The following is a 22,849-nucleotide window of genomic DNA, read 5'->3' as shown; positions in this document are numbered from 1 at the left end:
GAGTCCGATGCACATCTCCGCCAAGTGGCGTGGTCGTGCGCCGGTCGCCGTGCTGACCGCGCTCTGCGTCGTCGCGGTCGGCGTCGCGGTCAGCGGCTCCGCGGGCGTGCCCGGCCTCGACTTCCTCGAATCGGGGCACTGGGTGCTCAACGGGCCGCTCGCCACGGTGTTCCACGTCGACGGTGCCACCAAGCAGGTCGACGCCGAGGTGCCGGTGCCCGGCGCCGAACCCGGAAGCGCGGTGGTGCAGGGCGGTACCAGCGGGTACGTCATCGGCGGCGGCAAGATCACCGAGTTCGGCGAGTCGACGCTGCGGGTCGAGGGCACCACCGACGCGCCGGGCGACGAGATGCCGGTGGACGTGGAGGCCGACGGCGGCCCGTACCTGGTGTTCCGGGACATGGGCGTCGTCGTACGGCTCGGCGAGGAGCACGTCCGGGTGCCGCTCGGCGGCAAGCTCGGCAACCCCGTCGCCACCGCCGACGGCACGCTGTGGCTGCACCGCCTCGACACCGGCGACCTGTGCCAGCTGCCGAAGGGCACGACCGTCCCGTCCTGCGCCGCCTCGGCCCCGGCGGGCCACGCGGGCGGGCTGACCGTCGTGGGCGGCAAGCCGCTGTTCGTGGACACGACGGCGGACACCATGCAGCTGCTGGAGGGCGGCGGACTCGGCCGCGCGCAGCCGCTGGGCACCGACGTGCCGGAGGCGACCAGGGTGGCCTCCGCCGACGTCGACGGCCGCGTGTCGATCCTCGACCCGGCGGGCACGCTCTACCTGGTGGACACCGCACCGCTGGTCGGTGACCGGCCCGCCACCAAGAACGTCGTGGTGCGGCTGGACGAGGGGCAGTACACCGGCCCGGAGACCACCGGGTCGACGGTGGCGCTGCTCGACCACAAGACCGGGACGCTGGTGACCTACGACAGCGCGGGCACCAAGCGGGAGAGCAAGGCCGTGCCGCAGGAGGGCGGCACGCCCCGGCTGACCAAGGCCGAGGACTCGCGGGTCTACGTCGAGGGCGGCGAAGGCCGCAACGTCCTGGTCGTGGACCCCGGCGGCGAGGTGAGCGAGGTGCCCGTCGTCGGGACGCCGACCACCACCCCGTCGACCGAGCCGACCACCACCGAACAGCCGGTGCCGACGTCGGAGACCCGGACGCAGGAGCAGGAACCGCCCGCCCCACCGGACCCGACCACCGGGGTGACGACCGGGCGCACCACCCAGGAGCAGCCTCCGCCGGTCGTGGCCGCGGGTCCGCCGGGCGCGCCCGGCGGGGTCGGCGCGACGGCCGGGAACGGCTCGGTGGTGGTCAGCTGGGGCACCGCCGTCGACAACGGCGCGGCGGTAACCGCTTACCACGTGACCTGGAACGGCGGGAGCCTCGACGTGGCGGCGGGCGACCGCTCCGCCGAGGTCACCGGGCTGGCCAACGGCACCGGCTACACCTTCACCGTCGTCGCGGAGAACCGGGTCGGCCGCGGTCCCGGCGCCTCCGCCTCGGCGACGCCGAAGTCGGTGCCCACCATCACCGTCTCGCGCGGCGCGTCCACGACCACCGACACCTGCCACGCGCCGGACTGCGCGTTCCCCTACATCGAGCTGCGCGGTTTCGCGCCGAACACCGCGTACAAGATCGACCCCTTCGCCAGCGACTGGGGCCGGACCAACATCGGCGCCGAGCTGACCACCGACGGGTCGGGCACGCTGATCGTGGACGACCGGTTCCCGTTCAGCGGCCACGACCAGACGTTCTGGGTGACCGCGGGCGGCGTCGAGTCGAACCACTACTTCTGGGAGAAGCGTTGACCCCGCCCAAGTCGACCCTGGTGTACCAGGCGATCGCCGACAACGTGCAGCGCGTCGTGCGCGGCAAGCCCGACGTGGTCCGCCTGGCGGTGGCCGCCCTGCTGGCCGAGGGGCACCTGCTGCTCGAGGACGTGCCGGGGCTGGGCAAGACGACGCTGGCGCGGTGCGTGGCCCGCAGCGTCGGCGGCTCGTGGAACCGCATCCAGTTCACCCCCGACCTGCTGCCCGGTGACGTCACCGGCGTGATGGTCTACCACCAGAACGCCGAGCGGTTCGAGTTCCACCCCGGCGGGATCTTCGCCAACGTGGTGCTGGCCGACGAGATCAACCGCGGCACGCCGAAGACGCAGTCGGCGCTGCTGGAGGTGATGTCCGAGCGCCGGGCCACGGTCGACTCGGTGGTGCACGAGGTGCCGCGCCCGTTCCTGGTGGTGGCGACGCAGAACCCGATCGAGATGGAGGGCACCTACCGGCTGCCGGAGGCCCAGCTCGACCGGTTCCTCATGCGGCTGTCCGTCGGCTACCCCGACCTGTCGTCGGAGGTGCTCGTGGTGATGAGCGACTGCGCGCAGGTGAGCCCGGACGACCTGTCCCCGGTCGTCGGCATCCCCGAGCTGGAGGCGGCCATCGCCGAGGTGCGGGCGTCGCACATCGACCTGGCGGTGTGCGAGTACGCCGTCCGGATCGCGGCGGGCACCCGCGAGCACTCGGCCGTCCGGTGGGGCGCGAGCCCGCGCGGCAGCATCGCGCTGGTGCGCGCCGCGCAGGCCATCGCCGCGACCGACGGCAGGCTGTTCGTGACCCCGGACGACATCAAGGCCGTGGCCGAACCCGTGCTCGCGCACCGGCTCGTGCTCACCCCGGACGCCGAGCTCGGCCGACGGCAGCCCGCCTCCGTGGTGGCGGAGGTGCTCGCCGCGGTCGCCGTGCCGGCCACCGCCGGATGAGGCCGCCGCGGCCGACCCCGCGCGGCGTCGCCGTGCTCGTCGTCGCGGTGCTGTGCGGCGGCGCGGGCCTGCGGTGGGGCTACCCGGTCTTCCTCGCCCTGGCCGGTCTCCTGGCAGGCGCGCTCGTCGCGGCACTGGCCACCGCCGCCCGTCGCCCCGACGTGGACGTCCGCCGGGCCGTCCACCCCGACCGGGTGGAACGCGGCAGGCCCGCGCTCGCCCGGCTCGACGTCCGCCGCGCCGGCGGCGGGTTCACCGCCCGCGACCGGTGCGGGCCGCACGTGCGGCGGATCGTCGTGCGCTCCGACGCCGTGCACCGCTACGAGCTGCCGACCACCGAACGCGGCCGGATGACCGTGGGGCCGCTGGTGGTGGAGAAGTCCGACCCGCTGGGGCTGGCGCGCTGCCTGGTCGACACCGGTGGCACGGCCACGCTGTGGGTGCACCCGCGTCGACACCCGGCGCGCCCGTTCTCCTTGGGGCACCGGAGGTTCCACCACGAGGGCGCCACTTCGGACCGGTCGCCGCACGGGTCGCTGGACCTGCGCGAGGTGCGCGAGTACGTGCCCGGCGACGAGGTCCGGCTCGTGCACTGGAAGGCGACCGCGCGCACCGGCCGGATGATGGTGCGCGACTACGCCGACCCCGACCGGCCCCGGTTCGCGCTGCTGCTGGACACCCGCAACGCCCGCGCGTTCGAGGAGGCCGTCGAGGTGGCCGCGTCCCTGCTGCACGCCGGTGCCGTCGCGGGCCACGACTGCAGGCTGCTCACCACGTGCGGGGTGGACGTGACCGCGCGCGGCGGCGAGTCCGCGGCGCGGCGGCTGCTCGACGAGCTGTGCGTGCTCGTGGTGCGCCCCGGCTCGGTGCCGCCCCGACCGCGCGGAGGACTGGTCGTCGTCACGGCGGGCCCGCTCGACTCGATCGCGCCGCTGCGACCGGATGTCGTGTTCTCCCTTGGTTCACCGGGTGACGTCGTCGGCGCGCGGGTGGTCCGGGAGTCCGAGGCCGCGGACGCGGTGTCGCGGTGGAACGAGGTGACCACGTGACACGGGTCGCGGCCGTCTTCCTGGCCGCCGCGGTGGCGGGGCTGCTGTTCGTGCCGGTGTTCGGGCTCTGGCCGTTGGCGCTGGTGCTCGCCGCCTGCGCGGTGCCCGCCCTCGTGGTCGCGGTGTGGTGTCCGTGGGCGGCGTGGCGGCCGGTCCTGGTCGCGCTCGCCGGGCTGGTGGGGCTGCTCGCCGCGGTCCGCCCGGCCGACCCGGTCGGGGCGCTCGTCGCGGGCGCGACGCAGGCGTGGCGGGAGGTGCTGCAGTCGACCTGGCCCGTGCGCCCGGACCCGGAGGTCGTGGTCTTCGTGCCGCTGCTGGTACTGGCCGCGTCGGTGTTCGGCGTCGAGCTGCTGCACCGGGTGCGCGCCCCGCTCGTGGCGCTGCTGCCCGCGTTGGCAGTGGTGGGGCTGAGCCAGACCTACGCGGCCGCGGACGGCGCGACCGCGATCGTCGCGGCCGTGGCGTTCGCCGCGTGCGGTGCCGTCCTGGTCGCCGACGGGGTCCCGTGGGCGGCGGTGGCGCTGGGCGTGGTCGGCGCCGTCCTGCTGGGACTCGTCCCGGCCGGACCGGCGTTCTCCTTGCGCGACAACGAGTCCGCGCCACTGGCGTCGGCCAGGGTGGCCAGTCCGCTCAGCGAGGTCGCCGCACGGCTGGGCTCCCCGGACACCCCGCTGTTCGAGTACACCTCGGAGCGGCCGGTCGACCGCTGGCCCATCGCAGTCCTCGACGAGTTCGACGGTGTCGAGTGGACGCCCGGCGGGAACCTGCGCCGGATGGGCGCCGGACTGCCGCCCGGCGACGGCGTGACCGTCCCGACCGGCACGCGGTCGGCCTCGGTCCGCCTGCGCGGACTGGGCCCGCCGTGGCTGCCCAGCCAGGACTGGCCCGCCACCGTGACCGGCGTCGACCCGCTGGTCGCGCCTGGACGCGGCACCCTGCTCGCCGAACAGCCGGTCGACTCCTACGAGCTGACCTGGTGGGAGCCCGCCGTCGACGCCTCGACCCTGGCGGGCGCGGCGATCGACCCGGATGCCGCGGGCGGGCTCGGCGGGGTGGGCGAGGTGCCGCCGGACGTGACGGTGCTGGCGGACCAGGCGGTCGGCGGCATGCGGTCGTCGTTCCGGGCGGCCCTGGTGCTGGAGCGGTTCCTGCGCGACAACTACCGGCTCGTGGACTCGGGGACGTTGCCGGTCGGGCACGGCTGGCCGCAGCTGGGTCGGTTCCTGCTCCGGGACAAGCAGGGGACCAGCGAGCAGTTCGCGGCCGCCTACGTCGCGCTGGCCCGCCTGCGCGGCATCCCGGCCCGGCTCGTGGTCGGCTTCTCCGGCAGGAACTCCCTGGTGCGCAACGGGGACGCGCTGGCCTGGCCGGAGGTCGCCGTGGCGGGCGTCGGCTGGGTGGCGCTGGACCCGACCGGTTCGGTGCGGACCTCCGCCTCCGGAGGGCTCACCGAGGCCACCGGCGAGGCCCGCGAGCAGCTGCCGCCCGCGGCCCGGCTGGCCGAGCCGCTGCTGCCGCCGGACCCGCCGCCCGCTGGGACGGGTGCGGGGGTGCCGTGGTCGCTGGTGCTGTGGGTGGTCGTCGTTGCCGTGCTCGGCTGGCTGGTCGCGGTGCCGTCGTGGGTGGTGCTGCGCACGTGGCGGCGCAGGCGGTCCGGGACGGTGGCGGACGCCGTCGCCGAGGTCCGGGACCGCCTGCGCGCCGTCGGTGTGCCGGTGACGTCCGCGATGACCGTGCGGGACATGGCACTGCTCGCGCCCGGACCTCCGACCGCGGAGGCGTTGGCGCGCTTGGCGACGGCGGTCGACACCACGCTGTGGTCCGGCTCGGGCGTCGACGCGCGGGAGGAGGCCTGGCAGGCGGTGCGGGCACTGCGCGCGGAGCTCGCGCGGCGGGCGGTGCCGGACCGGCTGCGCGCCGCGGTCCGGTACGGCTACCGCGCGCAGGTCGCGCCGCGGATGCCCGTCGGCGCGCTGACGTAGACCTGCTTGCCGTCGGTGCCCTGGACCTCGAAGCAGTACCGGAGACCGGGCTCGACCGGGATGTCGAGCGCGGGCTCGCTCAGCTCCGCGGACTTGGTGAGGGGCCTGCCCTCCGGCGCGGTGACCACGAGGTACACCAGGCCTGCCGGGGTGCCGCGCCAGGTGAGCCGCACGTGGTCGGTGCCGTCGCTGACCTCCACCCTGTCGATCCCCGCGGCGCCCATCGTCGGCGCGGCGGGGGAGGGCGGAGGCGGGGTGTCGCGCAGCAGCAGGAACGGGGCGGCGGCGAACAGGCCCAACGCCGTCGCGATCCCGACCACCAGCCCCAGCCTGCCGTGCTCCGCCTTGGGTTCCGGCTTCGCCTCGGCGACCGGGACCCGCGCCCGGTGGTCCGCGAGCACCCGGTCGCCGGGGTCCTTCGCCAACAGCGTGCGCACCATCTCCCGCACGCTCGCCGGCACGTCGGGCCGGTCCACCTCGGGCACCGGCTCGGCCAGCACCCGCAGCACGTGCTCGTCCGGCCGTTCGCCCAGCCGGGCCGGGTAGGGGGCGCGGCCGGTGCAGGCGAAGAACAGCACCGCCCCCAGCCCGTAGAGGTCGGTGCGGGCGTCGCGGACGGCGTCGCCCACGGTCTCCGGCGCGGCGAACCCCGCCGACGGCTCGGCCGGGAAAGCCCCGCGCAGCACCAGACCACCATCGGCCAGCACCGGCTCGCCGCTCGCCCGGAACAGCACGTTGCCCGGCGTCACCCCGCCGTGCACCAGCCCGGCCGCGTGCGCCGCCGCCAACGCCCGGCCCAGCCGTCCGGCGACGTCGACCACGTCGTCGGCCTCCAGCACGCCTTCCCGGCGCACCCGACCGACCAGCGAGTCCGGGCACAGCTCCGCCCGCACCACCACCCGCCCGTCCCGCATCTCCTCCACGCCGTCGACCGCGGCCGTGGCCGGAACCCCTTGCCACGCCGCGATCTCCTGCTCCAGCCGCGCGCGGGTGCGGCGGTCGAGCGGGCCGGGGAACACCTTGAGCACCCGCGTGCCCGACGCGTACACCTCCGCCACCGGGCCGGTGGCGAGCGGCACCGGGTCTTCGTCCGAGGTCACCATCGCGGTGCCCATTCTGGCGCACCCGGCCCGGATCGGGGCACGGCTACCTCCTCGTGGCGGCCGTGCCCCGCAGGGCGGACGTCATCCCTCGCCCAGCCGGGTCGACACCTCGTCGAGCTGGGCCCACAGTGCCTTGACGAAGTCCTTCTCCACGCCGAACCGGGTGGAGAACTCCCAGTCCTCCACGGCGTCGACGGCCTCGTTGATCGAGTTCATGAGCGCGTGCACCTCGTCCAGCCCGAGCGAGACGACGGCCCGGTCGTGCTGCACCTCGACGACATCCATTGAGCATCCTCACTTCAGGTTCAGGAAGTACTGCCTGCCCTGGGTCGGCGCGAAGGCCGAACCCCCGTCGGGCGCGCGGGGGTTCCTGATCACCACCACACCGTCGTGCCAGTATGCGGTCCTGCCGTTGGACAACGGTCGCGACTCACCCTGGACGATCGTGTTCTCGACGACCTTGGCGAAGTCGTCGCGCGAGTGGACACCCCGGAACTCGCCCCGCTCGACCACGTGCTTGGGGTACGCGTGGCCGCCCGCGATCTCCTGCCCCGCCAGCCTGGCCCGCAGCCGCACCCCGTCGACGACGTTGCCGTTCGGCCGGTCCGGCTGCTGCCTGCTCTGGTTCGGCCCCGCCGCGGGCGGAGGGCCCTGCGGCGGCGTGGTGTTCGCCCTGGCGGCCGGTGCTCCGACCTTCGCGCCCGTTCCCGGCTGGGTCTGCGGACGCGGCGCGACGGCCGGGCGGGGCTCCGGTACCGGTGGGGGCGGAGGACTTCCCTTGGGGAGGAGCCCGGTCGGCGGGCCCTTCAGGCTCGGGATCGGTGCCGCCAGCCCCTGCACGACGAGCTGCCGCTGGGCGTCCTCCGCGTCGGCGGGTTGGATGCCGCTGTTGGCCACGGCGGCGGCGACCTCGAGGGAGAAGTCGTCACCGCACTCCACGGCGGAGTGAACGCACAGGTCCGCGATGTTCTCCGCGGTCTTCCAGCCCAGGTAACCGGGTCGTGCGGCGTCGCACTCGCCGGTCGGGCAGGACTTGGCGTCGGACTGGGCCTTCTCGCTCAGCAGCGGGATCAGCTGCTCCTGCGCGGGCGCGTCCTGGCCGATCCGGAAGTTGTTGAGGCTGACCTCGCCGGTCCTGGGGTTGGTCACCCGGCTGACGGCCGGGGCCACGAGCTCGACCACCAGCCCGGTCCGCTCGCCGACGGGCCTGCCCGCCTGCGAGTCGTTGTAGTCCACCTGCGCCTGCGCGGCACGGGCCAGCTCCCGCTGCCGCGCCTGACGGGCCTTCTCCTGCCGTTGGCCGTTGGCCTGCTGCTGCCCCTCCAACCGCACCACCTCGGCCCGCGCGTCCTCGGCGCGCTTCTGCGTCGCCTCGAACGCCCGCGCCGACCCCTTGGGCCCGCTGTCCCGCACCGCACCCAGCTGGTCTGCCTTCTGCTTCGCGGTGGCGATCTGCCGGTCCAACCCGCTTCCGGGCGCTCCACCACGCTGGCTCTCCGCGTAGGCCGCCCGCGCGGACGCCGTCCGCTTCAGGTCCTGCGTTGCCTTCTCGGTCTGTTGCTGCTTCTGCTTGCGCTGGGCTGTACCGGGCGGACCACCGCGCTGGGACTCCGCGTAGGCGGCTCGTGCGGGTGCGGTCTTCTGGAGCTCGGCGGTCTTGCGCTTCTTGTCCTGGTACTGCCGCTCGGTCTTGGCCTGCCGCTCGGCGTCCGCCTCGGCCCGGCGCAGGGACTGGGGGAGTGGTGTCGTGGTGGCCTTGGGAGTGGTCTTCTTCGGTTTGGTGGTGGCCTTTTTGGCTGTGGTGCCGGGTGGGCCGCCGCGTTGGGATTCGGTGTAGGCGGTTCGTGCTGGTGCGGTTTTCTGGAGTTCGGCGGTTGTGCGTTTCTTGTCCTGGTACTGCTGGTCGGTCTTGGCTTGGCGTTGGGCGTCGGCTTCGGCGCGCTTGACGGGCTGGGGGAGTGGCTTGGGGGCCGTTTTGGGGCGTGTTGTGGTGGTTTTGGGTTTGGTGGTGGCTTTTTTGGCTGTGGTGCCGGGTGGGCCGCCGCGTTGGGATTCGGTGTAGGCGGTTCGTGCTGGTGCGGTTTTCTGGAGTTCGGCGGTTGTGCGTTTCTTGTCCTGGTACTGCTGGTCGGTCTTGGCCTGCCGTTGGGCGTCCGCTTCGGCGCGCTTGACGGACTGGGGGACCTTGGCGGGTGCGGGTCTGGGCGCTGGCTTGGGCTTGGCGATGGTGCTGGTCTTGGGGGTGGCCTTCGGCTTGCGCTTGGCCTGGGTGGCCGGTTTCGCTGTGACGGGTGGCTGTATGAGAGCGGCCCGTTTCAGCGGGGCGGCGGGCGCCTTCTTGGTGACGGGCTTCGGCTTGGCGGCGGTCTTCTTGACCACCGGTTTCGGTTTGGCCGCGGTGGTCTTCTTCGCCACGGGCTTCGGTTTGGTGGTCTTCTTGGCCACCGGCTTGGGTTTGACCGCGATCTTGGGCTTCACCACCCGCTTCGCCGCGGGTTTCGGGGCCGCCTTGGGGACCACCGCGGGCGGCTTCACCGCCGGTGGTTTCGCCGCCGCGTCGGCGTCCTGGGCGCCCAGCACCCCGAACGCCACGGTCAGGAAGCCGCCGGACGCCGCGTACAGCGCCGCCCGGCGCATCCACGCCTTTCGTGTCGTCACCTGCTCCTACCCCTCTTCCTCGCCATGCCCGCGGTGGTGGAACCCGATACCGAGCGACCTCCCCATCAGCCCGCCGAACACCCCCGCGGCCAGTCCGGCCACGAGTGCGGCGGGCAGGTCCAGCACCAGCGCGGGGATCACGCCCGCCACGAGCGCGGTGGCGATCCCGGCGACGTCGCCCACCGCACGCCTTGTCGGCCGGTCCTCGTCGTCGGGCTCCGGTTCGGCCGGGGCGGGCTCCCGCGCTTCCGGTTCCCACGAGCCCTCGGGGAGCACCACGTAGTAGGAGCCGTAGGGGTCGGCTTCGAGGTCGTCGGTCGGCTCGTACTCGTCCAACGGCCGCAGCTGTCGCGCACCCATGGCCGGGTCAGCCGTGCGAGCCCTGGATGGTCAGCTTCTTGCCGGACTTGTGCTTGTCCTGGTGCTTGCTCTCGTGGTGCTGCTCGATCCGCTTCGCCATGTCCGGCGACGTCTTCCTCGTCAGCACCGGCGCCACCGCGGGCTTCGGCCTCGCGGGCGGCTTGGGCTTCTCGACCTCCTTCTTGATCTTCTGCACCTCGGCCTTCTTCACGGCCAGGTCCTTCTTCGCCGAGGCCAGCTCGGCCTCCTCGCGCTTGACCTTCTTCCTCGCCTCGTCCTCCGCGCCCATCGCCTTCTTCAGCGCCGGGTCGGTGTGGGTCTTCGCGGGCTTGGGAGCAGGCTTGGGCGCGGACTTCGGAGCGTGCTTGACGGCCTTCGGCTTCGCCGGTGTCCGGTGGACGACCTTCTGCACCTTCGGCTTCACCGCGTGACCCACGACATCGGCCACAGGTGGGGTCGCGACGGGCTCCACCTCGGGGGCCGCGGCGGGCATGTCGTCGGGGACCTCGACCGACTGCGCCACAGGCCGAACCGCGACCTCGGCGACGGGTTCCGCCACGGGCGCGGGCTCGACGGCCACGGGTGCGGGCTCGACGACCGGTGCCGGTTCGGGAACCTGAACCTCCGGCTGCGGAGCGGGCGGCACCTCCTTCGGAGACGACGTCAGCGGAGGCGACGACAGCGGCGGCGTCGTCGCGGTTGTCGTGGGTTTGACCGACGCCGCCTGCGCGGGTTTGTCGGCCTCGTCGCCCGCCAGGACGTTCACGGCGGTAGCCCCGATCGCCGCGGTCATCAGCCCTGCGACGCCGTAGAGCGCCGCCCGGCGCAGGTTGCCCGGTTGTTCCATCGTCCCCACCTCGGTAGTCGCGCCTTCGGGACGACGACGGTCGCGCGACCGCGTCCAGCGCCCGTACAACGGCGGTGTACCGACGCCCCGCGCGGCTGGATCGCGGCTGCACCGGCCGTGCGTACGGTGGCCGCCATGCTGTTCCGCGTACTCGGCCCGCTGGAGGTCCGCCACGTCGACGGCCGCGCGGCCGACGTGCCCGCGGGCGTCGCGCGGCGGGTGCTGTCCGCGCTCCTGGTGCGCCCCAACACCTGGGTCGGCGTCGACAGCCTGGCCGAGGCCGTCTGGCCGGACCGGGACGTGGCGTCACCGGCCGACGTGCTCTGGGAGTGCGTCCACCGCCTGCGCAGGCTCACCCCGCTCTACGACGGCACGTCGGCGCGCATCGACAGCCAACGCGGCAAGCACAGGCTCAACATCGGCGAGGGCGAGCTGGACAGCGTCGTCTTCGAGCAGCTGGTCGACGACGGCCGCGCCGTGCTGGACGCCGACCCGCACGTGGCCGCGCGCTGCTTCCGCGCCGCCGCGGGACTCTGGCGCGGCACGCCGTTCACGCAGCTGCGCACCTACCACAGCAGGTTCGAGGCGGCCCGGCTCGCGCGGCTGCGCTGGGAGGCGCTGGACGAGCTGGTCGACGCCCTGGAGCTGCTCGGCGAGGTCGCCGACGCGGTGGTGCTCCTCCAGTCGCTGCTCGTGGAGGAGCCGACGCGGGAACGCACCTGGCTCCGGCTGGTCGAGGTGCTCACCCGCGCGGACCGCCCCGTCGAGGCCGAGGCGGCGTTCCGCAAGGCGGTGCGCGTGGCCGGGACGGCGCTGAGCCCGGCATGACCGGCGAGGACTTCGACCTGATCGGCACCGGACCGGTGGCGACCGTCTACGGCGGCCTGTACCTGGCGCTGAAGGTGTTCCCCTCGGCGGCGCCACCGGACGCGCTCGACGCGGCCGAGCGGGAACGGGCGGCGCTGGACGCCATCCGCGACACCGCCCCGATCCTGCCGGTGGACGACGTGCTGGAGCTGCCCGACGGCAGGACCGCGCTGCAGATGGAGCTGTGCTCGCTCTCGCTCGCGGAACTGGTGGCAGGCAGCGGTGAGCTCTTGGTCGCCGACGCCGTCGCGGTGGGCCTAGCCGTGGCCACGGCGGTGGCGGCCGCGCACCGGGCGGGGGTCGTGCACGGCGGCCTGTCCCCGTACAACGTGCTGTTCCACCCGTCGGGCGCGCCGGTGGTGGCGGACTTCGGCGTGGCGCTGCGCCGCGCGTTCCCCGTCGAACAGCCGACCCCGTACACCGCGCCGGAGACCGCGCGGGACGGGACGATGGACGAGCGGTCGGACCTGTACGGGCTCGGCGGCGTGCTGCACCTCGCGCTGACCGGGCACCCGCCGTCCGAGGGCGGCGAGCCACCGCCCGAGCTGGCCAGGCTCGTGACCCGCCTGCTGGCGCCGGATCCGGCCGACCGTCCGTCCACATCGGACGTCGTGGTCCGGCAGCTGACCGCGCTCGGGGAACAGGATCCGCCAAAGCCGCCCCGCGTCGAGCCCCCGCCCGTCACCTCCGGACCCGTCGCGCGACCGCGGTCGCGGGTCGGCTCCGGCGTGGTCACGGGTCTGCTGGCCGGAGGTGCCGTGCTGGTCGCGCTGCCGTTCCTCCTGCGCGCCACCCTCGCCACCCCCTCCTCGGCCGCCCCGGCACCCACTCCCACCGTTGCGTCCTCCGCCCGGTCGATCCCGCTCACCCTGGACGACCCCGTCGACCACGGCACCTACGTCGACCTGTCCTGGCAGGGGGAGGACGGGCTCGCGTTCGCCGTCGTCGTCGCCGCCGACGACCGGAAACCGGAGGTGCGCGTGGCCCAGCGCAACCGCACGATGCGCGTCGAGGTCGAGGAGGGCCGCGAGTACTGCTTCCAGGTGCAGGCCACCGACGGCACCCTGGTGGTCGAGAGCGCGCCGAAGGCCATCCGGGGCGCCGCCTGCAAGTCCTGACCGGCCTGTCATCGGATCCTCATGTACCGGGTGTGACGGTGGTGGCGTGCTGTCGACGACCACGGACACCGGAGGTGGGGACGTGCTGTTCCGCGTGCTCGGCCCGCTCGAGACGGGCGCCGAGCCCCGGCGGTGGGGTGCCCGCAAGCCCGCCGCGCTGCTGGCCGCCCTGCTGCTCGACGCGGGCGAGTGGGTGAGCTGCGACCGGCTGGTCGACGTGGTCTGGTCCGACCGGACACCACCCGCGTCTGCGGAGTCGAACGTCAAGACCTACGTCTGGCAGATCCGCAAGTCGTTGTGCGACAGCGGAACCCGGATCGAGGGCAGACCGGGTGCCTACCGCGTGCGGGTCGCCGCGGGCGAGCTGGACGTGGACTGCTTCAAGGAACGCGCCCGGCTCGCGCGCCGGGCCATGGCCGACGGCGACCCGGCACGAGCGGTCGACCACCTGACCGCGGCGCTGGAGTTGTGGCGCGGCAGGCCGTTCGCCGAGCTGACCGGCGCGGTGGCGGCGCCCGTCGTGGCCGAGCTCGACGAGCTGCGGTGGGAGGTGCGCGAGACGCTCGCGGACGGGTTGACGGCACTGGGCCGCCTCCGCGAGGCCGTCGCGCTGCTGCGCGAGCTCACCGCGGCCGACCCGCTGCGCGAGGGGCCGTGGACGCGGCTGGTCCGGGTGCTGCTCCACGACGGGCGGCGCGGCGAGGCGCTGGCCGCCTACGAGCGCGCGCGGACGGCCATCGCCGAGGAGCTGGGCGTCGACCCCGGACGTGACCTGGTCCAGGCGCACCGGCTGGCGTTGGGCGAGGACCAGCCGCGCCGGGCCGCGCGCCGCGACCTGCCGCGCGCCGTCCCGGACTTCACCGGTCGCGCGGACGAGGTGGCCAGGGTGGTGCGGCTGAGCCGCACCAGCGCGACCTGCGTGCCGGTCGTGGTGGTCGAGGGCCCGGCAGGCATCGGCAAGACCGCGTTCGCCGTGCACGCCGCGCACCGGATCGCCGAGGCGTTCCCCGACGGCCAGCTCTACGTCGACCTGCGCGGTGCCGACCTCCTGGTCCGCCTGCTGCACCGGCTCGGCGTCCACGACGTCCCTGCCGACCCGGAGGACCGGGCGGCGGCGTGGCGCGCCGAGCTGGCCGGTCGGCGCCTGCTGCTGGTGCTCGACGGCGCCACGAGCGCCGAGCAGGTGGAGCCGCTGCTGCCGGGCAGCCCCGGCTGCATGGTGCTCGTCACGGCCGAGTCCCGCCTGCACCTCGACGCCGTCGAGACCGTCACCCTGGCACCGTTGTCCGCGGCGGAGTCCGCCACCCTGTTCCGGACCGGAGCGCCGGACGCGCCCGACGACGTCGTGCGCGAGGTGACCCGGTTCGCCCACGGCGTGCCCGCCGCCGTCCGCAAGGCGCTCGAAGACGGTCCACAAAGGACTGGTGTTGCCCCGTTGTCGCAGGCCCTCCGGCTCAGCCGCCCAGCTTGAGCGCGCGGCGCACGTCGTCGACGTAGGCCTCGGGCTGCTCCCAGGCCGCGAAGTGCCCGCCCGCCGGGTGTTCCACGTACTCGCGCACGTTCAGGAACACCTCGGCGTAGCTCCGCGGCTCCGGCTTGAGGTCGCGCGGGAACACCGAGAGCACGGTCGGCGTGTCGATCCGGCCCGCGGGGGTGGCGGGTTCGACGTAGGTGGCGAACGAGGTGCCGATCGCGCCGGAGACCCAGTACGCGGTGACCCAGGTGAGGAGCTCGTCGGTGGTGAACGCCGAGTCGTCGGACCAGGACTCCAGCTTCTCCACGATCCACGCCGCGAGACCCGCGGGCGAGTCGCCGAGGCCGACGGCGAGCGTGTTCGGCCGCGTCGACTGCACCGCGATGTACCCGCCCTCCGACCGGAACCACTGCGCCGACCTGGCCAGGTAGGCCGCCGCGTCGGGCGCGAGCGCCGCCGGGTCCGCGGTGAAAGCCCGCCACGGCGCGACGTTCGTGAGGTGCAGGGCGGCGACCCGATCCGGGTGCTCGGCCGCGATGATCTCCGCGACGGCGCCGCCCACGTCACCGCCGGACAGCGTGTAGCGCGGGTGGCCCAGCTCCTCCAGGGCGTCCGCGACGATCCCGGCCATCCGGTTGACCGACATGCCGGGACCGGTGGACGGGGCCGCGAACGGGAAGCCCGGCAGCGCGGGTACCACCACGTGCGCGTCCGCGAGCAACGGCAGGACGCGCTCGAACCGCAGCACCGAGTCCGGCCAGCCGTGCAGGAGCACGACGACCGGGGCGTCGGGGTCGGCGGCCCGCTGGTGGACCACCCGCAGGTCGGTGTCGCCCGCCCGCACCACCACCCAGGGGAGAGTGTCGATGCGGCGCGTGTGCACGCCCCAGTCGTACCCGTCCGCCCAGCGGTCGAGCAGGTCGTCCAGGCGTCGGCCGCCGATGCCGCGCGTCGCGTCGTCGTCCCACGGGATCGTGACGCGCCGCGTCCGCCGGAGTCGTTCCTTCAGATCGTCCATGTGCATCACCGTACACATGATGTGTATGCTCGTACACATGACTTCCCGCAACGCGGCCGCCACCCGGCAACGGATCCTGGAGCACGCGCGGACCCAGTTCGCCCAGCACGGGTTCGCGGCGGTCGCGGTCAAGGGCGTGGCCGACGCGGCGGGCGTGTCGCCCAACCTCATCACCCGCTACTTCGGCGGCAAGGACGGCCTCTTCCTGGCCGCGACCAAGGTGGAGATCCCGGTCACCGACTCCTTCGACGGCGCCCCCTCCGCGCTGGGCGAACGCCTCGCGGCGAGCATCGTCCAACGCTGGTTCGGTGCACCTGGCGAGGACCCGCTGCTCGTGCTGCAACGCGCGTCCGGCGAACGCCCGGAGGCCGCGGAGGCACTGGCCGCCTTCCTCGACGCGAACTCGTTGGAGCCGCTGCACCACTACCTGCGCGACAACGGCCTGGCCGACGCCGAGGCCTACCGACGAGCCGCCGCCATCGACGCCTTCGTCCTCGGCGTCTCCACCCGCCGCCGCGTACTGCGCTCCGAACTCGGCACCCCCACCGACCTCCAAGCTTGGCTGGCGACCACCATCCAGCGCCTCGCCGACGGGTGAGGTGTCCATGGACCTGATCGGGTGTTGGGCGACAAGGCCTGTTCCCCTCGCCGCGATGACTTCTCAAACAAGCCCTGAACTTGTTGTTTGAGGAACCAGGCGGGTCAGTGGCGTGAAGGCGATCCGGAGATCCTTGTGGTGCTGGACACCGGGTACGACACGCCGCGCATTGCCTATCTGCTCGGTGATCTGCCGGTGCTCGTTCTGGGCCGGATGCGGGCGCATCGTGTGCTGCGCTGTCCGGCGCCACGACGACTGGCCGGCATCAATGGACGGCCGCCCGAACGCGGTGGCGAGTTCGTATTCGGTGACCCTGCCATCTGGGGTGACGAACATGTGGTGACCAGCACGGATACCCGTTTCTACGGGATGGCGACCGTCCGGGCCCGGAATCGGTCGCCATCCGGCTGACCAGCCGTTGCACTTGAGCTGACCACGACGGGCCGTTGCCGATTGTCGAGGGCACCGTGATCCGGTTGCGGGTGGAGCACCTAGCGGCGGGGTTGCCAAACCGGCCTGGTTGTTGTGCTCCGGCGTTGACGCCCAACCGAGGACATCGACCGTCGGGCCCGAGAAATCGTGTTGTTGCGCAACGCTTCGACGTCGGATTCATCCTGGCCACCGGGCAGGCCTCTGCATGACCGGCGCAACACAAGGAGGGTGCCAGACCACGCTGAACTGCTTGAACGACAAGCTAACCGCGATCGGCGACTCGTCGCAGGACGTCGGCGATGGCGGCGGGGTGGGTGAGGTGCGGGTGTTCTCCGGCGCCGGGGACGATCGTCACCTTCGCCAGGCCCACGTCGCCGGTGGGCGGGTTCCCGGTGACGATGTGGACGCGCTCGGTCGTGGTGAGCAGGTCGCGGAGGGTGGTGAGTTCGGTGGGGTGGTGGGCCGCGCGGAGCCATCGGGCGGTGCGGCGGGCGACGCCGGGTCTGGGGGAGGTGCGCTTGAGCGTGAACGCGTGCGGTGGCCGTGGGTGTTCGGTTCGGAGGAAGTGCGGGGAGATCAGGACGAGTGCGGAGAAGTGGTCGGGATGTGTTGCGGCGCAACGGAGTGCGATGGTCGCGGACGTCGAGTGGGTGACGAGCACGGGGCGGGTTCGCGCGGGTGCCAGCAGGTCGGTGAGCCAGGCGGACGGGGTGGTCGTCGTGGGGCTCGACCGGCCGAGACCCGGTAGGTCGGGGACGAGTGCGGGACGGTCGTCCAGCTCGCGCAGCAGTGCCTGCCAGGACTCGCCGTCGAAGGGAGGTCCGGGCAGCAGCACGAAGTCCGGGGTGGCGCGGTCGCCTGCGAGGTAGGTGCGGGAACCGGCCACCTCGTGGAAACCGCCCGGCAGCACCGGTGCCGCGGCGCCGAAGTCGTTGGCCACCAAGCGATCCGCCCAACGGCGCAGCGCCGTCTCGACGGGCGGTGGTCGCAGTCCGGCGGCCGCGGCGACCTTGTCGGCGGAGGTCGTGTCGTAGCGGTCCTCGGTGAGGAAGGCCAGCGTCTCGGGGTTGGCTCCGGTCACCGCGGCGGGGAGGCGGCGGACCAGGGCGACCGGTACCTGTCGACGGGGTGCGGGCACACCGAGGTGCGCGGCGAGCAGGCGGACCAGGTCGGGGAGCTCCGGGGTGTCCTGGTCCAGCACCCAGTGCAGGCCGCCCGGCTCGGGGTCGTGCTCGGGGATCGCGGCCAGGAACGCCGCGAAGTGGTCGACGGCCACCACGGGCACGAACGTGCGCGGCGTCCCCGGCAGCACGGGGAGCCTCCCGTTCCACAGGTCGCGGACCAGCTCGGCCAGACCGATGTACTGGCCGGTCTCGCCCGTGGTCGAGTGGCCGATCACGCTGCTCGGGTTCACCACGGTCAACGGGACGCCCGCCTCCGCCGCCACGACCCGCACGGCCGCGTCCGACTCCACCTTGGACCCCTCGTAGGCCCCCTTGTCCCGGTACAGCCGCGCCAGCTCGGCCTCCGGGAGCGGGTAGCGCGCCGGACCGAGGCCGACCCGGTAGCCCGACACGTGCACCAGCCGGTTCAACGACCTCCGGGTCGCGGCCCAGCGCAGGACGTCGAGGGCACCCTCGACGTTGACCGCCCTCGCCTCCTCGCGGCGCAGCCCGAACCGGTAGAAGCCCGCGACGTCGAACACGTCCCGCACGTCGGCGAGCAGCCGGTCGTCGGCCGCGCCCAGCCCCACGGCCGCGCCCGCCGTGACGTCACCGGTCACCACCCGGAACCGCTCGGCCGCCGCCCCGTGGTCGCGCAGCCAGGCACGCAGCTCGTCACCCCGGCCGCCCCGGACGACCGCGGCGACCGCACGGCCCTGGTCCAGCAGTCGCAGTACCGTCCACCGGCCGAGGAAACCGGTCGCGCCGAACACCACGGCGTCCGGCGAGTGGGTCGTGGGGGCTTCCATCCAAGTCCTCTCTAGACCGATCTACATATTCTGAGCACAGCGCACAACGGCGGCGACTTCCGGACCGATCAGGCGTCGAGCAGCCGCGCGATGCGGCGGCCGACCTGCTCCACCGGGACCCGGCTGCGCCCGGCGCGCGCCAGCACCAGCGCGCCCTCGACCAGGGCGAGCACCGTCGCCGCGAGGTCGTCCGCCTCGGCGGACCCGTGGCCGTCGACCCGTAGGGCGTCGGCCAGCGCCCGCTGCCAGCCCGCGTAGACGCCGCCGCACAGCGCCTGGAGGTCGTCGTTGGTCGCGGCGACCTCCAGCGCCACCGTCGCCACCGGGCACCCCTTGGTGAAGTCCGCGGCCACCATCCGGTCGGCCAGCGCGTCCAGCAGTCCCAGCACGAGGTCCTTCGACGTGGGTGTCCCGGCGACCAGGTCGGCCACGACGTCGTCGACCTCCCGGCCCGCCGCGGTGATCGCCGCGCCGACCAGCTGGTCCTTGCCGCCGGGGAAGTGGTGGTACAGCGAGCCCCGCGGGGCGTCGGCCAGCGCCAGCACCTCGTTCAGCCCGGTGCCGTGGTAGCCCTTCGCCTCCACCAGCGTCCGGGCCGCGCCGACCAGTCGGGCCCGTGTCTCGTCACCCTTCACCGCCATGCGGAGAAAGTAGACCGGTCTGCATAATCCTGTCCAGTCGAGGTCACTCCCGAGCGAGCACGGACTCCACGTCCTCGGCGACGGCCAGCAGCCGCGCGTCGTCGAAGACCGGCCCTTCCAGGCACATCCCCACCGGCAGCCCGTCCGCCGTCGTGCCCGCGGGCAGCGACACCATCGGCACCCCGGCCACCGTGCCCGGCCCGGTGTTGCGGGTGACCGTCGCGAACGTCGGCACCGCCCGGCCGCCCAGGACGATCGCGGCGTCCTCGCCGATCAACGGCGCCGCCACCGGCACGGTCGGTCCGACCAGGACGTCGACGCCGCCGAACACCTCGGCGTACCCGCGGCGCAGCCGCAGCCCGGCCGCCCGTGCGGCCCGGTAGCGCTCGGCGGGGATGGGGGAGGTGAGCATGAGCTCCAGCAGGCCGCGCACGTCCGGCGACGCCGTCCCCGCCACGATCTCCTCGAACGCCCGCCCGAGCCGCGCCACCAGCAGGCGCGGCGCCTCGTACAGCACCAGCTCGATACCGGGACCGGCACCCACCGCGAGGTCGTCGGGCACGTCCACCTCGACGAGCACCGCACCGGCCTCCGCCAACCGCGACAGCGCCCGGCGGGAGACCTCGTCGACCTCCGGGTCCACGTCCTCGTACCGGCTGCGCGGCACCCCGACCCGCAGCCCCTCGACCCCGCCGCCCGCCGGACCGGGCACGCTGGTGACCAGCTCGTCGAGGAACCGGACGTCCGCGACGGTCCGCGCGTGCAGACCGGCGGTGTCGCGGCTGGAGGAGATGGCCACCAGCCCGTCACCCGGATACCGGCCGGTCGACGGGCGGAACCCGACGACACCGCAGAACGACGCCGGGATCGTGACCGAGCCGCCGGTGTCGGTGCCCAGTCCGAACGGGACGACCCCGAGCGCGACCCCGACCGCGCTGCCACCGCTGGACCCGCCCGCGGACCGCGCCGGGTCGGCCGGGTTGCGCACCGGCCCGTAGGCGGTGTTGTTGCCGGTGATGCCCAACGCGAGCTCGTGCATGTTCGTCTTGCCGACCACGACACCGCCCGCGTCCCGCAGCACGGCCACCACCCCGGCGTCCACCTCGGCCGGGGCCTCGGGCACCAGTGGGCTCCCCGCGGTCGTGGTGAACCCCGCCGCGTCGATGTTGTCCTTGACCGAGAACGGGATCCCGGCGAGCGGACCGTCCCCTGTGGACGGCGACACGGCCACGCGGACCCAGTCGCCGTGGGCGGACTCCTCGGCCATGGCGACGCACTCGTCGACCCGTTCCGCGCGCTCGACCGGGTCGAGGCCGCGCCACTGCCGCAAGGAGAGCGCCCGCGGATCGCCGTCCATGTCCGTCCTCCTGCTCGTCGCCGTGCCGGTGAACGTAGGCAGGGGCGGACGGGGTGGTCAACGACGTCGTGGTGATGTCCGGATTTACCCCCGCGCAACCGCTCGGGTCCCGGCGTCGCCCAGCGCGCGCAGGACCGTCGACGTCAGGGCGCGCAGCCAGGCGTGCGCGTGGTCGCCGTCGTAGCGCTGGTGCCACGCCAGGTACAGCGGCACCGCGGGCATCTCGACCGGGATCGGCGACGTCGTCAGCCCGAGGTCCGCCAGCAGTCCACCGCACGCGCGCTCGGCCACCACCGTCAGGAAGTCCCCGCGCCGCACCAGCTGCATCGCGGCCAGCGCGGTGGGCGCGGCCGCGACGACCGTCCGGCGCAGGCCGTGCCGCTCCAGCACGTCGTCCACGGGGTCGCGCAGCCTGCCGCGCCGCGACACCGTGATGTGCTCGGCCTCGGCGTAGCCCTGCGCGGTCAACGGCCTGTCCGCCAACGGGTGGTCCGCGCGCAGGACCACGACGAGGCGGTCGAGGCCGACGAGCTCGCGGCTGATCTCGGGCAGCTGGGGCTCGCCCGCGCTCGCCTCCAGGTCGACGTGGCCGCGCCGCAGGTCGTCGGTGTCGAAGCTGGGCTCGACCAGGAACCGCAGCCGCACGCCCGGCGCCTGCGCGCGCACCAGGGCGAGCAGCTCCGCGCCGACGGCGGTGGTGATCGAGTCGTGCCACCGCAGGGTGAACACGCGGTCGAGCGAGCCCAGGTCGACCTCGCGCTCGGGGGAGAGCACCGCCTGCGCCTGGTGCACGAGCGCGTGCACCTGCTCGCGGATCGCCGTCGCGTGCGGGGTCGGGGTCATCGTGCGGCCGGTGCGCACCAGGATCTGGTCGCCGGTCGCCCGCCGGATGCGGCCCAGCGTGCGGCTCATCGCGGGCGCCGACAGGTGCAGCCGGTCCGCCGCGCCCGTGACGCTGCCCTCCTCCAGCAGTGCGTCCAGCGCTGTGAGCAGGTTCAAATCCAGTTGCATGGCGGTAAACCTAGCATGAGCAAGCATGCACTTGCCGTTATGTCCCACGGTCCATACGTTTGTCGTACGGGCAGCGCCGAGCCGCCCGGCACGACACCGAGTGGAACGAGGAAACCCATGTCCGACAACGAGAACACGACCGCCGCCGACACCGCTCTGCTCAAGGAGGTCGTGGCCGTCGTCGAAGCCGCCGGGGCGCTGCTGAAGGAGCGGTTCACCACCGAGCCGCCGAACCTGGACACCCTCGACGAGGTCGTCGCCGCGATCCACGCCAACGACGACGCCGTCCTGGAGCTGCTCAAGGCCCCGCTGCTCGCCGTCCGCCCCGGCTCCGGCTGGGTGGAGGACGAGCTCGGCGGCGGCGAGCTGCCGCCCGGCGAGTGGTGGGTCACCGACCCCGCCGAGGGCAACATCAACCACATCCACGGCCTGACCGACTGGGGCGTCACGGCCACCCTGGTCCGCGACAACCGCCCCGTGCTCACCGTCGTGCACCTCCCGCTGGCGGACACCACCTACACCGCCGTCGCGGGCGGCGGCGCACACCAGGACGGCGTGCCGCTGCGCCCGTCGGCGAAGAAGTCCCTGGACGCCTCCATGGCGGGCACCGGCCAGGCCCGGCCGGGGGAGAGCGCCGAGACGTTCCGCCGCATCGGCGAGTCGGTGACCACGATGCTGAACACCGGCCTGGTCGTGCGGGTGTCGGTGCCCGCCACCCTCCAGCTCATCCACGTCGCCGCGGGCCGGATGGACGTGTTCTGGCAGTTCAGCGACGTCCGGTCCGGCCTGGTCGCGGGCGTGCTGCTGGTGTCGGAGGCGGGCGGCTCGGTGACCGACGTGCACGGCAGGCCGTGGGACCTGGCCAGCTCGGACGTGCTGGCCACCGCGCCCGGCCTGCACGACGCCGCGGTGCGGGCCCTCTCGACCATCCGCTGACCGCCCGCCCTCAGCACGATCCCCACCCCTCACCCCAGGAGCAGAAGTGAAGCTGACCATCCTCGCCGCGTCCGGTGCCACCGGCCTCGAGCTCACCCGCCAGGCGCTGGAGCGCGGGCACGACGTCACCACGATCTCGCGCGACCCGAACCGCGTCGCCGTCCCGGACCACGCCAGGCTCACCAAGGTCGCCGCCGACATCCGGGACCCGGACTCGCTGGCGCGGGCTCTGCTCGACAGCACCACCGTCCTGTCCGGACTCGGCATCGCGAAGGGCGAGCGGCCGGGTGTGCTCACCGAGGGCGCCAACGGGCTCGTGCGGGCCAGGCTGGAGCGGATCATCTGGCTGGGCGCGTTCGGCACGGGCGCCACGGCGGACGCGGCGGGCGCGTTCACCAGGACCCTGCTCAAGGTGTTCCTCAAGGCGGACCTGGAGGACAAGATCGCCTCCGACACGGCCGTGCTGGCCGCCGGTGGCACCGTCTTCCACGCCGGTCCGCTGTCCAACGGCCCGGTGAGCCCCGACCGCCGCACCCTCACTCCGGAGCAGACCCCGCGCCGCTTCTTCCCCGCCGGTGTCAGCCGCGCGACCGTGGCCGCGGCGATGCTCGACGAGGCCGAGTCCGCCCGGTTCCCCGGCCGGACGGTCGTCCCCGTCGAGCGGTGACCCCC

Annotated in this window: 21 protein-coding genes; 11 read left to right on the top strand and 10 right to left on the bottom strand. The window is 73.9% G+C overall.

What is annotated here, in order from left to right:
- The first annotated feature begins 7 nt into the window (after positions 1 to 7).
- Genes CLV43_RS07670 through CLV43_RS07655 form a run of 4 tightly spaced genes read left to right on the top strand, consistent with a single transcriptional unit; the run spans position 8 to position 5,785 of the window.
- A complete protein-coding gene (locus CLV43_RS07670; protein ID WP_106186350.1) occupies positions 8 to 1,807 on the top strand; it encodes a fibronectin type III domain-containing protein in 1,800 nt (599 codons plus the stop codon).
- Entirely contained in the window at positions 1,804 to 2,754 is a 951-nt protein-coding gene (locus CLV43_RS07665; RefSeq protein ID WP_106186349.1) for an AAA family ATPase, read from the top strand. Before CLV43_RS07670 ends, CLV43_RS07665 begins: the two co-directional genes overlap by 4 nt.
- Positions 2,751 to 3,803: a DUF58 domain-containing protein gene (locus CLV43_RS07660; RefSeq protein ID WP_106186348.1), complete on the top strand. Its 1,053-nt coding sequence runs from the start codon at positions 2,751 to 2,753 to the stop codon at positions 3,801 to 3,803. Before CLV43_RS07665 ends, CLV43_RS07660 begins: the two co-directional genes overlap by 4 nt.
- Positions 3,800 to 5,785 carry a transglutaminase domain-containing protein gene (locus CLV43_RS07655; RefSeq protein WP_106186347.1) on the top strand — a complete coding sequence of 662 codons (1,986 nt, stop codon included), beginning with the start codon at positions 3,800 to 3,802 and terminating at the stop codon, positions 5,783 to 5,785. Before CLV43_RS07660 ends, CLV43_RS07655 begins: the two co-directional genes overlap by 4 nt.
- Here CLV43_RS07655 and CLV43_RS07650 read toward each other — a convergent pair.
- The 5 genes from CLV43_RS07650 to CLV43_RS07630 form a co-directional block, all read right to left on the bottom strand.
- The gene (locus tag CLV43_RS07650) at positions 5,737 to 6,900 is read right to left on the bottom strand and encodes a protein kinase domain-containing protein (protein ID WP_106186346.1); all 1,164 of its coding nucleotides are present in this window, start codon (positions 6,898 to 6,900) and stop codon (positions 5,737 to 5,739) included. The genes CLV43_RS07655 and CLV43_RS07650 overlap by 49 nt on opposite strands.
- 69 nt (positions 6,901 to 6,969) lie before the next feature.
- Positions 6,970 to 7,173, bottom strand: coding sequence for a hypothetical protein (locus tag CLV43_RS07645; RefSeq protein WP_106186345.1), 204 nt, complete (start codon positions 7,171 to 7,173; stop codon positions 6,970 to 6,972).
- A gap of 9 nt (positions 7,174 to 7,182) precedes the next feature.
- On the bottom strand, positions 7,183 to 9,546 hold the full coding sequence (locus CLV43_RS07640; protein WP_146174679.1) for a hypothetical protein: 2,364 nt from the start codon (positions 9,544 to 9,546) through the stop codon (positions 7,183 to 7,185).
- A 6-nt stretch (positions 9,547 to 9,552) separates the two neighbouring features.
- Positions 9,553 to 9,906, bottom strand: a complete 354-nt coding sequence (locus CLV43_RS07635) for a hypothetical protein (RefSeq protein ID WP_106186343.1) — start codon at positions 9,904 to 9,906, stop codon at positions 9,553 to 9,555.
- A gap of 7 nt (positions 9,907 to 9,913) precedes the next feature.
- Positions 9,914 to 10,753, bottom strand: a complete 840-nt coding sequence (locus tag CLV43_RS07630; protein WP_106186342.1) for a hypothetical protein — start codon at positions 10,751 to 10,753, stop codon at positions 9,914 to 9,916.
- Positions 10,754 to 10,888: 135 nt separating this feature from the next.
- Here CLV43_RS07630 and CLV43_RS07625 point away from each other — a divergent pair, with 135 nt between their 5' ends.
- The 3 genes from CLV43_RS07625 to CLV43_RS07615 are packed head-to-tail and all read left to right on the top strand — an operon-like array spanning position 10,889 to position 14,209.
- Positions 10,889 to 11,581, top strand: a complete 693-nt coding sequence (locus CLV43_RS07625) for an AfsR/SARP family transcriptional regulator (RefSeq protein ID WP_146174678.1) — start codon at positions 10,889 to 10,891, stop codon at positions 11,579 to 11,581.
- Entirely contained in the window at positions 11,578 to 12,738 is a 1,161-nt protein-coding gene (locus tag CLV43_RS07620) for a protein kinase domain-containing protein (RefSeq protein WP_106186340.1), read from the top strand. Before CLV43_RS07625 ends, CLV43_RS07620 begins: the two co-directional genes overlap by 4 nt.
- A 46-nt stretch (positions 12,739 to 12,784) precedes the next feature.
- Positions 12,785 to 14,209 (top strand): AfsR/SARP family transcriptional regulator, encoded by a 1,425-nt coding sequence (locus CLV43_RS07615; protein ID WP_170155732.1) that lies wholly within the window; start codon positions 12,785 to 12,787, stop codon positions 14,207 to 14,209.
- Here the strand turns inward: CLV43_RS07615 and CLV43_RS07610 are convergent.
- Positions 14,193 to 15,248, bottom strand: a complete 1,056-nt coding sequence (locus CLV43_RS07610) for an epoxide hydrolase family protein (protein WP_106186338.1) — start codon at positions 15,246 to 15,248, stop codon at positions 14,193 to 14,195. The genes CLV43_RS07615 and CLV43_RS07610 overlap by 17 nt on opposite strands.
- A gap of 19 nt (positions 15,249 to 15,267) precedes the next feature.
- On the opposite strand from CLV43_RS07610, the gene CLV43_RS07605 reads away from it, so the two are divergent.
- Positions 15,268 to 15,828: a TetR/AcrR family transcriptional regulator gene (locus CLV43_RS07605; RefSeq protein ID WP_106186337.1), complete on the top strand. Its 561-nt coding sequence runs from the start codon at positions 15,268 to 15,270 to the stop codon at positions 15,826 to 15,828.
- Between the two features lie 87 nt (positions 15,829 to 15,915).
- The gene (locus CLV43_RS07600; protein ID WP_106186336.1) at positions 15,916 to 16,239 is read left to right on the top strand and encodes a transposase; all 324 of its coding nucleotides are present in this window, start codon (positions 15,916 to 15,918) and stop codon (positions 16,237 to 16,239) included.
- 283 nt (positions 16,240 to 16,522) lie between these two features.
- Here the strand turns inward: CLV43_RS07600 and CLV43_RS07595 are convergent, their stop codons facing one another.
- The 4 genes from CLV43_RS07595 to CLV43_RS07580 all read right to left on the bottom strand — a co-directional run bounded on the left by CLV43_RS07595 (position 16,523) and on the right by CLV43_RS07580 (position 21,241).
- Entirely contained in the window at positions 16,523 to 18,232 is a 1,710-nt protein-coding gene (locus tag CLV43_RS07595) for an alpha/beta fold hydrolase (protein ID WP_106186335.1), read from the bottom strand.
- Positions 18,233 to 18,300: 68 nt separating this feature from the next.
- The gene (locus CLV43_RS07590; protein ID WP_106186334.1) at positions 18,301 to 18,873 is read right to left on the bottom strand and encodes a TetR/AcrR family transcriptional regulator; all 573 of its coding nucleotides are present in this window, start codon (positions 18,871 to 18,873) and stop codon (positions 18,301 to 18,303) included.
- 43 nt (positions 18,874 to 18,916) lie between these two features.
- Positions 18,917 to 20,230, bottom strand: a complete 1,314-nt coding sequence (locus CLV43_RS07585) for an amidase family protein (protein WP_106186333.1) — start codon at positions 20,228 to 20,230, stop codon at positions 18,917 to 18,919.
- A gap of 84 nt (positions 20,231 to 20,314) precedes the next feature.
- Entirely contained in the window at positions 20,315 to 21,241 is a 927-nt protein-coding gene (locus CLV43_RS07580; RefSeq protein ID WP_106186332.1) for a LysR family transcriptional regulator, read from the bottom strand.
- 117 nt (positions 21,242 to 21,358) lie between these two features.
- Between CLV43_RS07580 and CLV43_RS07575 the strand changes: the two genes are divergently transcribed.
- The gene (locus tag CLV43_RS07575; RefSeq protein ID WP_106186331.1) at positions 21,359 to 22,177 is read left to right on the top strand and encodes an inositol monophosphatase family protein; all 819 of its coding nucleotides are present in this window, start codon (positions 21,359 to 21,361) and stop codon (positions 22,175 to 22,177) included.
- 46 nt (positions 22,178 to 22,223) lie between these two features.
- On the top strand, positions 22,224 to 22,844 hold the full coding sequence (locus CLV43_RS07570) for an NAD(P)-dependent oxidoreductase (RefSeq protein WP_106186330.1): 621 nt from the start codon (positions 22,224 to 22,226) through the stop codon (positions 22,842 to 22,844).
- Positions 22,845 to 22,849 lie beyond the last annotated feature (5 nt).

This window comes from Umezawaea tangerina (assembly GCF_003002815.1).
Taxonomy (GTDB): domain Bacteria; phylum Actinomycetota; class Actinomycetes; order Mycobacteriales; family Pseudonocardiaceae; genus Umezawaea; species Umezawaea tangerina.
The sequence above is the reverse complement of the archived record's forward strand: the minus strand, read 5'-3'. Positions and strand labels throughout refer to the sequence as shown.

Bases quoted from the DNA above. Each gene is read 5' to 3' on its own strand.
- CLV43_RS07620 (WP_106186340.1), top strand. From the start codon at position 11,578: ATGACCGGCGAGGACTTCGACCTGATCGGCACCGGACCGGTGGCGACC.
- CLV43_RS07610 (WP_106186338.1), bottom strand. From the start codon at position 15,248: ATGTGTACGGTGATGCACATGGACGATCTGAAGGAACGACTCCGGCGG.
- CLV43_RS07605 (WP_106186337.1), top strand. From the start codon at position 15,268: ATGACTTCCCGCAACGCGGCCGCCACCCGGCAACGGATCCTGGAGCAC.
- CLV43_RS07585 (WP_106186333.1), bottom strand. From the start codon at position 20,230: ATGGACGGCGATCCGCGGGCGCTCTCCTTGCGGCAGTGGCGCGGCCTC.
- CLV43_RS07635 (WP_106186343.1), bottom strand. From the start codon at position 9,906: ATGGGTGCGCGACAGCTGCGGCCGTTGGACGAGTACGAGCCGACCGAC.
- CLV43_RS07630 (WP_106186342.1), bottom strand. From the start codon at position 10,753: ATGGAACAACCGGGCAACCTGCGCCGGGCGGCGCTCTACGGCGTCGCA.
- CLV43_RS07625 (WP_146174678.1), top strand. From the start codon at position 10,889: ATGCTGTTCCGCGTACTCGGCCCGCTGGAGGTCCGCCACGTCGACGGC.
- CLV43_RS07660 (WP_106186348.1), top strand. From the start codon at position 2,751: ATGAGGCCGCCGCGGCCGACCCCGCGCGGCGTCGCCGTGCTCGTCGTC.
- CLV43_RS07595 (WP_106186335.1), bottom strand. From the start codon at position 18,232: ATGGAAGCCCCCACGACCCACTCGCCGGACGCCGTGGTGTTCGGCGCG.
- CLV43_RS07590 (WP_106186334.1), bottom strand. From the start codon at position 18,873: ATGGCGGTGAAGGGTGACGAGACACGGGCCCGACTGGTCGGCGCGGCC.
- CLV43_RS07575 (WP_106186331.1), top strand. From the start codon at position 21,359: ATGTCCGACAACGAGAACACGACCGCCGCCGACACCGCTCTGCTCAAG.
- CLV43_RS07645 (WP_106186345.1), bottom strand. From the start codon at position 7,173: ATGGATGTCGTCGAGGTGCAGCACGACCGGGCCGTCGTCTCGCTCGGG.
- CLV43_RS07650 (WP_106186346.1), bottom strand. From the start codon at position 6,900: ATGGGCACCGCGATGGTGACCTCGGACGAAGACCCGGTGCCGCTCGCC.
- CLV43_RS07580 (WP_106186332.1), bottom strand. From the start codon at position 21,241: ATGCAACTGGATTTGAACCTGCTCACAGCGCTGGACGCACTGCTGGAG.
- CLV43_RS07670 (WP_106186350.1), top strand. From the start codon at position 8: ATGCACATCTCCGCCAAGTGGCGTGGTCGTGCGCCGGTCGCCGTGCTG.